Annotated in this window: 6 protein-coding genes and 1 pseudogene; 2 read left to right on the plus strand and 5 right to left on the minus strand. The window is 62.0% G+C overall.

Going from position 1 to position 14,252, the window contains the following annotated elements; genetic code table 11:
* Positions 1-5: 5 nt before the first annotated feature.
* The 5 genes from RM190_RS22625 to RM190_RS23465 all read right to left on the minus strand — a co-directional run bounded on the left by RM190_RS22625 (position 6) and on the right by RM190_RS23465 (position 10,808).
* Entirely contained in the window at positions 6-5,474 is a 5,469-nt protein-coding gene (locus tag RM190_RS22625) for an ATP-binding protein (RefSeq protein WP_311761745.1), read from the minus strand.
* Positions 5,471-6,982, minus strand: coding sequence for a hypothetical protein (locus RM190_RS22630; protein ID WP_311761746.1), 1,512 nt, complete (start codon positions 6,980-6,982; stop codon positions 5,471-5,473). The genes RM190_RS22625 and RM190_RS22630 overlap by 4 nt, the downstream gene beginning before the upstream one ends.
* Positions 6,979-8,970 carry a hypothetical protein gene (locus RM190_RS22635; RefSeq protein ID WP_311761747.1) on the minus strand — a complete coding sequence of 664 codons (1,992 nt, stop codon included), beginning with the start codon at positions 8,968-8,970 and terminating at the stop codon, positions 6,979-6,981. Before RM190_RS22635 ends, RM190_RS22630 begins: the two co-directional genes overlap by 4 nt.
* A gap of 116 nt (positions 8,971-9,086) precedes the next feature.
* Positions 9,087-10,424: a DNA cytosine methyltransferase gene (locus RM190_RS22640; protein ID WP_311761748.1), complete on the minus strand. Its 1,338-nt coding sequence runs from the start codon at positions 10,422-10,424 to the stop codon at positions 9,087-9,089.
* A 195-nt stretch (positions 10,425-10,619) separates the two neighbouring features.
* Positions 10,620-10,808, minus strand: coding sequence for a DUF3363 domain-containing protein (locus tag RM190_RS23465; RefSeq protein WP_390908871.1), 189 nt, complete (start codon positions 10,806-10,808; stop codon positions 10,620-10,622).
* Between the two features lie 415 nt (positions 10,809-11,223).
* Between RM190_RS23465 and RM190_RS22645 the strand changes: the two genes are divergently transcribed.
* On the plus strand, positions 11,224-13,515 hold the full coding sequence (locus RM190_RS22645; RefSeq protein ID WP_311761749.1) for a calcium-binding protein: 2,292 nt from the start codon (positions 11,224-11,226) through the stop codon (positions 13,513-13,515).
* Between the two features lie 218 nt (positions 13,516-13,733).
* Positions 13,734-14,252: pseudogene (locus RM190_RS22650) on the plus strand (tyrosine-type recombinase/integrase); the annotation flags it as partial.

Genomic DNA, 14,252 nt, shown 5'->3' on the forward strand with positions numbered 1-14,252 from the left:
GCTTGCTAGTCGTCATCCTTGCCCCGTCGCGTCTCCAACTCGAAGAAGGGCAAGCCGCGGATCACTTCGCCAGGTACATCGAACGACTTGTAGAGGCATTGGTGGACTTGGAGTGACTTCACACGTTCTGCCATCTCGGCGGCGCCGCCCGTCAGCCCCAGCGCGGACAGTTCGGCCGGCGTGACATTCGGAACCTTATGGACGAACCAACTTAGCAGCGGTTCGCGATAGTCAGTCGCGTTCACCTTGAAATGCCGTAAGTATTGCGATGCAAGGATAACGCCAGTCCCAAACTCCCGGCCTTGCAGTAGCAGCTTGCGCAGGACATCGAACTCATACCGCATGATGTTGTCGGCTTCGTCGACCAGCAGGTAGGAATCAACCGCGCGAAGCTGCGGGTCACTGCCAATGAAGGGTCGCTTGGGCGTACGAAGCATGTTTTCGTAGAACATATTGAGCATGACCGCGACGAGCATGTTCTTGCTGCGATCGTCCTGGCCCAAGGCATCGAGCGAGATGACCACCACGCCATCGAGAAACTCGTCGAATGGCTGCGTGTCGCTCGTCTTGGCAGCAAACACCTCCATGTCCACCAGGTCATCGATGATCGCCATGGGCGAATCCGACTTTCCATCAAGCAGCTCGGCATAGGCCGCGTGTACATCGTAGAGTGTTGGTTGTTGCCCAGACAGGCATGCGTCATAGGCCGATCGGACCGCCCGCTTGAGCTTGTCGCGCTGCACGGGTCCGATGCCGGTGTAGATCTTATCGAGCACGTCAGCGAAGAAGCGGAAGCGATCGAGCCAGGGCGCGGCGACATCGCCGATCGCACTCGTGTCGAACAGGTTGAGCGGCAGCCGGTATGGCTTCACGACGCGCGCGCCCGTCGCCTTGACGAACTCGGGACTGCTATAATCGCGCTTGTAGTCGAAGATCAGGAAGCGCGGCCGAATTCCGCGGTTGGCGGCTGAAGCGTCCGAGATCTGCATAATCAGGGACTTCAGCAGCTGCGTCTTGCCCGTGCCCAGATCGCCGACCACGCCCATGTTGAGCTGGTTCAACCGGGTGTCAGAAATATTTAGCTGGACCTGACCGGGTCGGAAACTGTCCACCGTGGTGCCGACCGACAGCACAATCCCGGTCAAGACCTCGTTCGGTTTGGTTATGACCGACATTGCGGCCGGGGTTAGAACAGGCGCCAGTTCGACTGCGACCGGCTCCTCGCTTTCATCCCTGGTGGGTGCCGACGCCGCCTCGGAGGTTGCTTCCGCATCCGGATCGGCATGAGGCTGCACGAGGCCCGTGGTAAACGCACCGGGGGCCGGGAGGAGATCCCATGGCCCAACCCTGGCCCGGACGCTGTCGTAGAAGGCTAGCGGGTCGCCGGCGACAATTTGGCCGGCGTCACTGCTGCCGATCGTGATGGTCTCGTCGAAGCCGTCGTCGTCCCGGTCGCGCACGCCGCTGCGCGGACTGTCGTCCACGATTATCAGCCGGCCGCGCTGGTCGACCGAGACGCATGGTCGTGGATCGAAGATGGCGGATGCGATGCGCTCATGGAGCGACGCCCATTGTGCTTCCCGACCAACGACGTCTGGATGCTGGCTATAGACCCGCATGCCAAAGCCGATAATCGAGAGCAGCAGGTGTTGGAACCCAAGGGCCCAGGCGACAGGCTGGCCGTCGTGCGGGAGCATGCCAGCAAGAAGCCGGGAAAAGGACCGCGCTTGCTCTAGGGCGTCGTTCACCTCTGACGGCGGGAACACGGACCCGGGCCGGCACTTCACCTCGATAGGCGTGAGGTGGATTCGGACGCCTTCCGCCCCAAGCTTGACGCCCACGACCAGAAGGTCGGGACGAGAGAGGGAGGTGTCCTTCCGATCTTTGCCCAGGGATTTCGCGAGGTCGGAGAAATAACCCCGAAATGGATCGACCGGTACGATGATGCAGACGGTGACGTCCTCGCCGGTGTCATCGATGACCGGGACGAGGCTCTCGCCAATGTTCGACAGCCGAAACCGATCCTGCAGTAATCGAACGGCCACGAACAAGCCCAGATCGCCCGTCGCGCCGGCATTATCGCCAGCCAGACCCCTAATCGTGGGAATCCCGCGGCGAGCGATCTCGAGCAAGACGTCCTGGACTTGGTCTGGCTCGATGGCCGCGCATCCCGGGAGGCGGCTAAGCGCCTTTGAAAGGGCTTCGCGATCTGCCTGCTTGACCCGTGACAACAGGTAGTAGCCGTTTGTATCGCCAGCCCGATGGGAATAGGACGGCATGTCGTAATCCCAGAGGTAAGCGTCCTCCAACCATCCGCCGAGGAAGCAGGCTGGATCGATCGCCGAGGACGAGACCGCGACGAAATCGGTCCGGCGCGTCTCGAGCATGTCGCGCACGGCGTTGACGTTCGGCGCGAACCGCATGCCGGTCCGACGATCACCAAGGCTTTCCATCGTGCCAACGCAAGCGGCGACCTTGTCGGCAAGGACATCGCCGGAGGTCGACCCTGCCAGCGACTGGCGTGTCTCGCTCAGGAATGCGCCAGGGAGCTGGCGGCGGATCCGATGGCGCAGCAAGCCGCCATGTCCGATCGGTGATCGCCCCGTAACTGGCGCAGCGCTAGGCTCAGACATATCGAGCTGTGCGATGATCCCAAGGTCGGGCCGGGCAGTCGCTGGCTGGCCATCGAACCACCGCACGCTGTTGTGGGTATCCTCCGAAAGGTTGGCGATTGTTGCATCGTCTGGGCGTGAGTCGCCATCGCGTCGGTCATATATCTCGACAAAGCGCGGCCCCGCCTGGCGAAGCGCGCGGCCGTTGCCCTCGCGGTATCGATCCGAGCACCAGTTAATGAGGCCCTCGTTGCAAGCATCCGTTGTTCCGCCGGCGCTTGCCACCACGACACCGACGACGGGCTTTGCGGAGAGGAGGCCCGACACATCCTCCAGTGCGCGGGCGACCTGTGCCGAGCTAAACCCAACGGAAATACCGCCAACCGAGATGCCGAAAGCTTCGCCGAATGGGGCGATCCTCGATCGGCTCGGAAGGCGGCCAAGTCGCTCGCCGTTCCACAGAACCGACCAGTAGTCGGTGCCATTTTCTACGGCTAGGAAATCGATCTTCTCGATGCCGCCCGGCGATCGAAGCGACAGCGTCAATAGGTCGGGGACGCAGTCGGGATCAAGGACGCTCACCGCCGGACACGGATTGCCCCCGGACTCTGCCTCTAGCAGGACGCTCTGGGCAACCGCGTGCCATGCGAGGCGGAGCGGGTGGAGCGGCGACAACATGATCGCGTCGGGTATCCGGGAGATGGTTCTGCGATCATCCTCCAGCGACGTGATGATACCCACGTCGACCCAGCATGCCACGTCGGGTTCGGCGGCGAGCCACGCTCGGTAGGCATCGAGATACTGCTCGACGAGGGCGCGGAAATCCTCGTCGATTGCGAGCCACTTCCCTAGTTCGGCCGATTCCATCAACCCAGTTTGGTCGCCAGTGCCGCGAATGCGCGCCGCAAGTTGCTGCCTGGCTTCCACGAAGCCGATTGGCGGCTGGAACTCGGCGGCGTCCGGGCGCGGATCCTGCAGGAAGCGCCCGGTGGAGAAGATTGGTCCGGTGCCAGTGCCCCAGGCGGGCTGGACCCAGGCATCGACATAGTCGTCGGCGAGCACGATCGGGAGATACGATCTCCCGGCATAATCCTCGGACAGCATCCAATCCTGCAGGCTCGCCGCCCTGGCGCTCCGGTTCAGCTGGACGACGGGCTTTGCCTCCGAAGGCTCGATCGCCCGACGATTAGCACGGATCAATCGTTCAAACTCGCTACGGCAGCCCTGCTCGACGACGTCCTCGACCGCGAGGAACACGCGGCAGGTCTCGTGCGACACTGAGCCATCTGCTGCTGGCCGGTTGAAGCCAATGTCAACTTGGTAGTTTGTTTCCGCTTCAACTTCGACCTGATGTACTCCCTCGCGCACGCGACGAACGACAAGTTGCTGGATGACATCGATGCGATCCTGGGTATCGTCGGCGGTACCCGTTGCCCCCGCGTCCAGTTCGATTCCTGGCGATGTGAATACCAACAGTTCGTAGCGACCGCCGCCGGGCACGATCAGGCTCGTCTCGAGTTCTGGCGCCCCCTTGGCGCGACGCGTAGGCTTGCGGGGGGGAGTCAGCTTTCGGGCGAGCCGGCAGGCGACGAAAATTCCGGGCTGCCAAGTCGCGAGCGACACCACCTTGATCGCGCCGGGCTTGAAGCCGTCGGCGGACGCCGCGTATCGAAGGGGCGTCTTGTGGCCAGGCGGCGCTTCATCGAGGAGGATAGCCTCCTCGTCGCCAACCCGGATCTCGCCGATCTTGTTGCCCTTGCCGCGCTCGATCGACACCACGGTGCCCGTCGCGTCCGGGCCGACCGTCTCAAATGTGAGTGCAACATTGCCTTCCACGAGGTTCGGCATGCCCTTGGCCAGGGGGACAAGCGCATTCGAGCAGCTCATTCGGATGTCGCCCTGTGCGGCGGCATCCTCGGTCAGTAGTTCCGACCACTTCTCGGTTGTTAGCGCCCTCCACCAATCAGGTGCGACCGGCATGTCCAAGCCGCTGGCCGGAGCATAATAGGCGGCCGTCGCCCTTTCGAACGCCGTTGGAAGGTCGCAGGCCTCGCGCAAGTGGGCGAGGAAGGCGTCGAGGTGGTGACTATCTTCCTCGCTGGCATTCTCCTGCGCACGACGGACGCCGGGACCGAACCCATCGGACATGGCATCCGCGATCTTCTCCAGGACCGCCACTTGCTCGCGGGACGATACCGCGCCGTCGCGCATCGGCGGCATGCCGCAAGCAAGGCTGACTTGCTGCGCTGGCGTAAGGCCGGCCAGGCCAGGCACCCCCGAGAAGAGGCGCGATAGCACCTTCCACGCGGCGGCGCGCTGAGTGCGCTCCGGATCCATTTCATCCGCGGCAGAGGCGGCATGGCCAACCAAGGTCCGCGCATCGTCGCGTTGCTGCCGTTCCTGGATGCCCACATAGCCAACGCCGAGGCGTACCAATTCCTGGATGAACTCGTCCTCCCACCAATCCTCGAAGGGCACGTTGCCTCCGTTGTTGACGGCTGCGACGCCAAACTCGTCGGTCGTTGACGTCACGGAGCGCATACTGTGCTGACCCGGAGGGACAAGGGCCAGGAACGTCGGCTGGGAGGGTGAATTGCGCAGGTTGAGCAAATGGGTATCGTCGCAATAGCCAGACACGCCGACCGGCGGGTTCTCCTCGCCCGGGGCCAAACTTGGTAGCTGAAGCAGGATGGGCACCTTCGGGCCTACCTCGCCATCGACGGCCAGCAACTCGAAGACTTTAGCCAGGATTTCCTTCTGGGGGCCGTGGAAGATCAGTCGAACTTCGCCATGTTCGCCGCCAGGGGTTTGCGAAAGCTTGTCACGAATGAGATCCGCGATGGTGGATGCCAAGCGGTTCATGCGGTTTTTTCCTGGCGAGTGGGAAACGGCGGCACGAGCAGCATGCCGCTCTCCGCATCGGGGCTGTCGAGCACCAACCCGAGCATGCGCAGCTGGTGGCCGAGGTCGTTCGTTGCGATATCATTATAGTCGACAATTGCCCCGTATCCGGCCAGATGCTGGGACAGGCGGCGCACCGACCGTGGCCCTGTCGTGCCTGCCAGGGAGCAATGCACCAGCGCCAGCGCACTGACTGGTCCCAGACCGACAACCCAGGGACTCGAATTGCTGGTGCCGCGCTTTCGGAGCCAGAAGCCCTGATCATAACCGCGTAAGACCGGGTTCGCGGCCTGCCGTTGGCCGAGAACATGGCGCGCGAACTCCATGATGTTCGAGCCAATCCCCTTCTTGCACAGGAGGGTCCGAGTCTCACGTTCGGACACCTCGGCTAAGACATCGCGGATTCCAGTCGCCTCCACGACGCGCGCGCTCGCCCGCACGCGTTTGCAAACTTCTGCCACGGCCGCCGCTGATGACAATGACCTTATCTCGATCCCGGTGGCCTGCAGCGCCCACAGCGTCGCGTTTAGGCCGAGACGGGCCTGAAGTAAGGCTGACGCGCGGTCCTTGATGCCGGGAAGGGCGCGATCACCATAGGACAAGAATTGGAAGGCTTTGGGGTAAATCGCTGAGCGCGCCGCGGCCGCGTCGACGGGACCGTTGCCGTCGAGCGCCCCCCTAATGCATTCCCATGACTTGGCATGGACATCGCACAGCCAGATGACATGCGCGACCGCAGCGAGCCTGACGATCGCTTCGAGAAGGCTCGTCCATTGCCGGCGAGTCATCGAATCCTTCGCGGAAATGATTGAGCCAAGATCACGAACGAAGCGTCGTGCCGGATAGTCCAAGCCATCTCTGTCGGCCGGGTCTAGCGTCGCTTGCTCACCAGGATCGACGGCCGCCCAGACTGGCTGTGGCGACCACGCCTCGATCTCGGCTTGCAGGAAGCGGGCGAAGATATCGTCGTTTTCGGTCACCGAAAGGGCATCGAACAACGCTTGCCAAATCGCGGTCGCCGTTGCCGCGTCAGGCGATCCGAGCCACACCATGCGGCGGATCAACGCGCCTGCCGGCCATGAATTGCTGCTAAGCCGCGCCGATCCTGAGAAGACCGTGGCTTGGGGCACCAGCGGCGTAACCTGCACGAATCGCTTTGAGGATTGATTCGGGAGCTTGGGGCTTTCCAGGACCGAATGGAGCAGCATGTGGAAAGTGTCCGCGTCGAGCGCCGCCAAATCTGGCTTGCGTGCCCGATCGCGACACCATTGGACTTCCTTGTCGATGTCGCGCCCGCGCTGCGGCACGGTGCGCTCAGTTGCACCCTCCAGGCCGACATGCCGGTACAATGACGACAGGATGACTTCGGAGCTTGCATATTCGGGCGCGGGCGACATCGCGAGCGCCGAATCCTGGTAGGCCGCATGGGAGGTGCGCCACGGTTCTTCCTTGAATTTTGCCAGCGTCATCGCCCCTCGCCTTCCTTGCGAATGGCGAAGCCCGACCGTCGTTGAACGACCGACGTGCCGCTCGATCCAATCCGGATACGAGCCCGGTCGAGCACGAGCTTGTCCCTAACTATCGGGCCGGAAAGACGCGCACGCGTCGTATCGAGCAGCGCGAGTACGGTTCGCGGCAGCGAGGCCACCGACATTCCCTTTTCGAGTTCCTTCACTGCCTTGAAGAGGTCGTAGGTCAACGCAATGGGCTGGCCCGATCGACCATCGCCGACCATTAGAAAGCAAATCGGGGACGCCGGCCTGCCGGCCTTCTCGGCATCAAGCGGCTGCACCGAGCGAGACGGCACGGCCAGGGTCGCGCGTCGAATCATCGGCGGCAGGGGCTGGCCGAAGGTCGTCGTCAGGGAAATTTCGAAGTCCTGATTCCGGTTGAGCAGCTGCTCTACCTCCTGCGCGACATCGAACAGATCGTCGCCGGCGGTATCCTCAAGCACGCGCTGGAAATCCTGGAGGATCGGGGCATCGAGCACGGCGGCTGTGCGGGCTCCAAGAGCCCGCCGGACGAGGCGGCAAGCAAAGTCGCGGACAAATCGCTGCACATTGGTGGCCGATGTTGGCCTTTTCCGGCGCACCCCTCCGACCGACAGCGCTGCGTCCAGCTTAGCCAACCGCCCGATGAGGTCGACCTCGAGCCGCGATAACACCTGCAGCTTCCGGACATAGTCCAAGCCCTCTAGGACCGAGCGACTGAACCTTACATCGATTTCGCGGAGCGCAAAGCGGGTACTCTTGGTTGCCTGTACTTCGGTGTCGGGATCGGTAAGTGCAGGATCAAGCAGCTCGGCGACGCCTTCGAGTGCGCTGCCGATCATCGTGGGCAGATATGCCGTCCGGCGGGAGGACAGGAACCACTGCAAGCCCATCGCAGTGTTGTCGTCGTCCAGCTCGAGTTCTTTGATCTCGCGCAGCAGCATGGGACCAGCGTCGCGCTCCCAGCGGTGGAAGAGCGCGTGCTGGTATTGCGACGCGACCAATTGGAAGATGGCCGTCGATTGCTCCTTTGACGGCTTGCCCCCCCGGCGCGCTATCTCGTCGAGGCCAACGAGCTTTCTTGCCCATTCACAAGGTTCGAGGCCAGCCTCCCGGGGCGATACGCGGTGGCCGGCAAGCAGGTAGGATGCCAACGAGAATAGGTCGCGAAAGCTCCAGCGCTTCCCGCTCGCTACCTCGAACCATCGAAGAATTTGCAGGAGCGACCGTTCCTCGCGTTCACGCGCCAACCGTTCGCGGCTGCCGCAAAACGGACAGGATGCGCCCCCAGCGCACGACCCTGATACTGGCCATTTCTTATCGTCGAGCGCAGTGCGCAACAGGCTTCGTGCTGGTTCCTCGCCGCCCGCGAGAGGCGAGAGAAGTAACGATTCCGCGTCCATGGGCCATACCGCAACCTCGGGGAAACCGGCGAGCGGCCAGCAAGATGGAGCGTCTGGAGCCAGACTAACCGCGCGAGTCACGGCTTCGAGCAGGCGGCGCGAACCTTCTCGGTCGTTGTCGATCGCCTCGATCAGCGCATCGTCGAGCACGCCGCGGTTCACGCAGCACAAATAGGCCTCGTCTGGACCGGCTGCCTGCACGGCCTCGAGTTCCTCGAGCAGGAGCTGAGCTTGCTTGCCTGCCGCGCCAACCACGGCGGAGGCATCCTGGACGATCGACAAGCCTAGCTGGCGCGCTCCAGCCCCGAGGCTCGTCGTATCGACGCGGACGAGGCGTGGAACCGCCGTACCCTCTGGCGGGAAGAAGGATTTCCTGAGCTTTGCCGCAAGCTTGCCATCGGCGCCCAACGCCGCGTCGAGCCAACCCACCGTAGACTCGATCGCCTCGGTCTTGCCATTCCCCGGTCCACCAACCAGCATCAAGATGCGCGGGACGCAACCTGGTTCCGACGCGATTGATCGAGCCCAGCCTTCCAGGCGATGCAACAGATTCGTCTCGAACACCGTTTGGCCTGGCCTGCCGCTGCCGGCATCGAATAGGCGACGAACGCCGCCCGACCGGTTTCCAGCCCAATTCAGGAGTTGCGCCGGAAACGGCGCCACCATTGTTTCCCCAGTCATTATCCCCCCTGAGCCGTCGCGACGGCCGGTAGTCCCGCTGCGCCATCGCCGAACAGCGATTTCGTTAGGGCGACTTCCTCAAGGAGATTGCGCACTGCGATACCGATCGCGCGCGCAAGGTAGGGCGGCACGGCGTTGCCAACCTGCGTATAGCGCGGGCACTCCTTTGTGCGCCGGTCGCCGCCGGTCGTGAACTTCCCCTTGAAAGCAAACCAATCCGGAAACGACTGAAGGCGAGCGCTCTCGCGAACGGTCAAGATGCGCGGCTCGCAATAATGGAGGATGTCGTCCGGCAAGGTGGTGATTGTCGGGGCGGGTTCGCCGCTGTCCATTGGGTAAATCCGGTGCTTCTTGAGGCCGTAGGTCTTGCGGCTTTCGTCATTCATGCGGACGCCCTTACGACATTCCGCAAGGATGCGGGCGAACCGTTCCCTCACGTCGTTACGGTGCCGGGCGAGCCGCATGCTATCCATGCTGCCATTGTGCCCAGCTTGCATTAGCCGCTGATAAGTCGTCGTTGGCGCGCCATATTTTACTTCGCGGAAGCCGCGGGTTGATTCCGGATCGGTGCAGTCGATCATCTCACGACCAGCGGTCTCGAGGTCCGATAAGGCACTGGAGGCACTGACTGCCTCAGGAAGGCCAAGCTCTTTGAGCTGCGCAAGCCGCGCTTCCTCGAGCAGTACGAATATCCGCGCGATACCGCCGTCCAACCATTCGCACAGATCCTTCCGGATTCCGACGGCGATCAGACGCGAGCGACGCTGGGGGACGCCGAACCGGGACGAATCCACCAGCATGGCCTCCATCCTGTACCCGGCGACATCGAGGCTATCGACAAGCCTGTCATAGAAGGACTTCGGCTTCTCGACCTGCCCGCCGGGAACCGGGAGGTCCACGATGTTGCGACGCGCATGGGCCACGCGCATCCCTGGCACGTTCTCCAGGATGAGGGCCTGTGGCTGGAGTGCGCCGACGACCTCCACATACTTCTCGAACAACAGGTTGCGAGGATCTCCCTCGACGCGCCGCCCGGCAAAACTGAAGCCCTGGCAGGGCGGTCCACCGGCCAACACGTCGATAGCGCCCTGCAGCTCGACCAAGTCATTCTTGTGCTGTGCAAGAAGGAGCTCGATGTCCCAAGCTTGCTTCGCAAGCCAGACCGGCCAATCAAAGGCGACACTCGGCAGCGGGCTTTTGATGAAGTTGGCCGAAAAAGTCTCGAAGGCCATCGGATCGCGCTCGATCGCGAACTTGCCCTTCAGTCCTGCCTGCGACAGTCCAAGTGAAAGGCCCCCGCACCCTGCAAATAAATCGGCGAAACTATAAGACTTCATTGGCCACTAAATACCTCGTTGGCTTGCAGGCTATCCGGCGAGGCTAGCTTCAAGTTCCTATCATGCTTGGCCAAGGAAAATAATGGCCCGGGCCAGAGGCCTGGCCGGCGATGTTGTCTCGCCTTACCGGGCCCAACTGGAACATAGCAACGTCGCGACGATCCTACCATCATGAAGAGGCGGACGATCGAAGTATCAGCTCATGAAACGCTCGGTCCGACCGCGCCCGATCGACCAGCTGATGCCGTCGCCGCGCATCAATCCAGAAACCGATTTTCCAACCTGCCGCTCGAGCACCGGACGCCGCGGCATGAGCGTGAAATCCCGGCTTCGCTTGATCAGTGCGAAGCCCCCGCCGACAAGTTCGACCGAACGGCGATAGATGCCTCGACGCGGGCGCCCTTGGCCACTTCCAGAACGACAGTTTCAACTCATCGGCGAGCTGGCAACCCGGAGCAACTCGCGCCACTAATCCCTCCCTCTCGATACTCGACCCCCGCATCGCCTTCTGGAGCGCCTTCCATCGCATGCAGGACTTATCCGGCATGTCGCCCGAGCAGTGATGCGACGGATTGCAGTGGCGGGCATTACGGATGCGCCTCTGCTCCGACCGGTGTGCCGTAAGAGTGCGGTCTGACGTCCGGCTATAGTACCGGGAACCGGTTTGCGTGGCTTTGGTCGCAGGTCACTGCAGATCACCTTGCCGTCTCGGCTGCTGATAGCTAGACCTCGGATGGCGGCGGCAATCTCGATTGCACTCGAAATTCGCAGTGAAGAAATTAGATCTCTCGGGTAGCTCATGGACATCGTTTCCAATATCATTCTTGCACGTAATTCTAAATTCACCGTGGCTCTGGATGAGCGGATCACCCAAGGGGTCAGGGCGGAATACGCCATACAAATGAATGGCAATTCGACCTTGACGGTCGACGGGACAGTGTCTGGGCAGTACGCCGTTATGGCCTATGGAGGGTATAATACGATATTCGTGTCGAGCACTGGCCTCATTGAAACGGCAGGTCACTACAACTCCATCTTAATAAGGCCATTCAACATCACTTGGCCCGCAACGAGTTCCATTATCAATCACGGACGGATTTCCGGTGATGTATCCATAGACGGCGGCGAGGCGCTGATCGAAAATTTTGGAATTATTACAGGAACTTGGCACGGGGTGGCGGGGAGATACCTCACGGTTTTGAATCATGGAACAATATCCACCGAGGCAAGTCTATCCGGGAATAGCGGCATCGTTGGCGTTGGCTTGCAGGCGTCGAGTTACGTAGGCGGCTCCGTTCTGAACATGACCAATTCCGGAGATGTAGTCGGTAGGGATTTCGGGATCTGCGTCTCTTGGAGTGCGCGCTACGCAAGCCTAAATGTTGACAACTCAGGTACGATCAAGGGCGGCATTGCCGGCATAGCAGCGGCCATTGAGGGAAATGATGTCGTCAAAAACAGTGGCACGATCATTGGAGACGTCCTCCTCGAAGGTGGCAATGACATTTACATCTCGATCGGAAGCGGCTCCGTTCGCGGTAAAATTAACGCGGGCGATGGTAACGACACGGTCCGGGGAGGTGCCGCCGACGAACATTTTCTCGGAGGCGCTGGTAATGATGTCATATATTTGAGCCAAGGGAATGATACGCTTGATGGCGGAAATGGTTTCGATATTGCATCCTTTGCACTGGCGAGGAGTGGTATCGTTGCTCGCTTGGGTGAAACCTTCTATTCGAGCGGGGACGGAGGCTTTTCTTCAACGCTATTGAACTTCGAGGGTTTTTCCGGATCAGCCCATGCTGATGATCTCGAAGGAGATGATCACGACAACATGTTGGATGGTTATTTCGGATCCGACACGTTGCGAGGCGGGGCCGGCAACGACACGTATGTCGTCGACAATGCTGGAGATCGTGTCATCGAGGGTGCGGGCCAGGGCACGGATCTCGTGCAGAGCTCGATCAGCCATACACTGGCCAGCAATGTCGAGAACCTCACCCTGCTCGGAACCGCTGCGCTTTCCGCAACCGGCAATACCCTTGGCAACGTCCTGACCGGCAATGCGGGGAGCAACCGCCTCTTTGGTCTCGCCGGCAATGACACCCTCAATGGCGGCGCCGGCAATGACGCGCTCGACGGCGGCACCGGGGCAGACCGCATGGCCGGCGGCACCGGCAACGACACGTACCGCGTCGACAATGCTGGAGATCGTGTCGTCGAGGGTGCGGGCCAGGGCACGGATCTCGTGCAGAGCTCGATCAGCCATACACTGGCCAGCAATGTCGAGAACCTCACCCTGCTGGGAACCGCTGCACTTTCCGCAACCGGCAATGCCCTTGGCAACGTCCTGACCGGCAATGCGGGGAACAACCGCCTTTCTGGTCTCGCCGGCAATGACACCCTCAATGGCGGCGCTGGCAATGACGTGCTCGACGGCGGCACCGGGGCAGACCGCATGGCCGGTGGCACCGGCAACGACACGTACCGCGTCGACAATGCTGGAGATCGTGTCGTCGAGGGTGCGGCCCAGGGCACCGATCTCGTGCAAAGCTCGATCAGCCATACGCTGGCCAGCAATGTCGAGAACCTCACCCTGCTGGGAACCGCTGCACTTTCCGCAACCGGCAATGCCCTTGGCAACGTCCTGACCGGCAATGCGGGGAACAACCGCCTTTCTGGTCTCGCCGGCAATGACACCCTCAATGGCGGCGCTGGCAATGACGTGCTCGACGGCGGCACCGGGGCAGACCGCATGGCTGGCGGGGGTGGCGCGGACAGTTTCGTTTTCACCGCACTGTCGGATTCGACGGCCGGACCCACTGGGCGTGATACGATCACCGATTTTAGCGTGACCCAGCACGATCTCATCGATCTTCGCGGGATCGACGCGAACATGAGCCGCACCGGGAACCAAGCCTTCAACTATATCGGCAATGCCGCCTTCACCGGCCATGCCGGTGAGCTCTCCGCAAGGACGGTCACCGGGGGCACCCTGATTTCTGGCGACGTGAACGGCGACAAGATCGCGGACTTCGCAATCCTGCTCGATGATCGGCTCGTCCTAGGTGCCGACAGTTTCCTCCTTTGAAGCAGTGTTGCGGCGCATCTCGGTGCGCTGCTGATCACATTCGCCTGCAGCATTTGCGGGGAAAGCGGCATTAAAGACTGTGCATAATCTTCACAATCCGCGATAGTTAATGCATATGCGGATGACACCGGCGCGCATTTTCTCGATTCTTAATGCGCGATAATTTTCCCTTATCATGACTCTTGTAAACCGACCTGGAAGCAGCGCAGCCTGCAGCCATGATATTGCCGATCGCGCCCCCTGCCCTCTCCGCCGCCGAGGCCGAAGCTCTCACCGATCTCTGGCGCCGCGGCACCCCGGAGAACACCCTGCGGGCCTGGGAGCGCGACCTGGCTTATATCGCCGCCTGGAAATTCCAGGCCTACGGCGAGGCGTTGTCCTGGCCGGAATCCGAGGCGGTGGCGCTGCGCTTCCTGCTTGAACACGCCCAGGACCTGACTGCGGCGGCAGGTCCGGCCCGGGAGGTCGCCGAGGCGCTGATCGCCACCGGGCTGCGCCGCAGCCTCGCCTGCCCCGCGCCCGCGACACTCGACCGCCGCATCGCCTCGTGGCGCGCCTTCCATCGCATGAAGAACCTGTCCTCACCTTTCCAGGCGCCACTGGTCGCGGAGGCTCGCGGTCGCGCCCGCCGCGCCGCCGCCCGGCCGCGGCAACGCAAATCGGCGAACCCGGTGACCCGCGAGGTGCTGGAAAAACTGCTCGCCACCTGCGACGCCAGCCATCGCGGCTTGCGCGAT

This window comes from Paracoccus broussonetiae (assembly GCF_031854425.1).
GTDB classification, from domain to species: Bacteria; Pseudomonadota; Alphaproteobacteria; order Rhodobacterales; family Rhodobacteraceae; genus Paracoccus; species Paracoccus broussonetiae.

Excerpts from the sequence above, each read along its gene's own strand:
- RM190_RS22630 (WP_311761746.1), bottom strand. The coding sequence starts at position 6,982 with ATGACGCTGGCAAAATTCAAGGAAGAACCGTGGCGCACCTCCCATGCG.
- RM190_RS22645 (WP_311761749.1), top strand. The coding sequence starts at position 11,224 with ATGGACATCGTTTCCAATATCATTCTTGCACGTAATTCTAAATTCACC.
- RM190_RS22625 (WP_311761745.1), bottom strand. The coding sequence starts at position 5,474 with ATGAACCGCTTGGCATCCACCATCGCGGATCTCATTCGTGACAAGCTT.
- RM190_RS22640 (WP_311761748.1), bottom strand. The coding sequence starts at position 10,424 with ATGAAGTCTTATAGTTTCGCCGATTTATTTGCAGGGTGCGGGGGCCTT.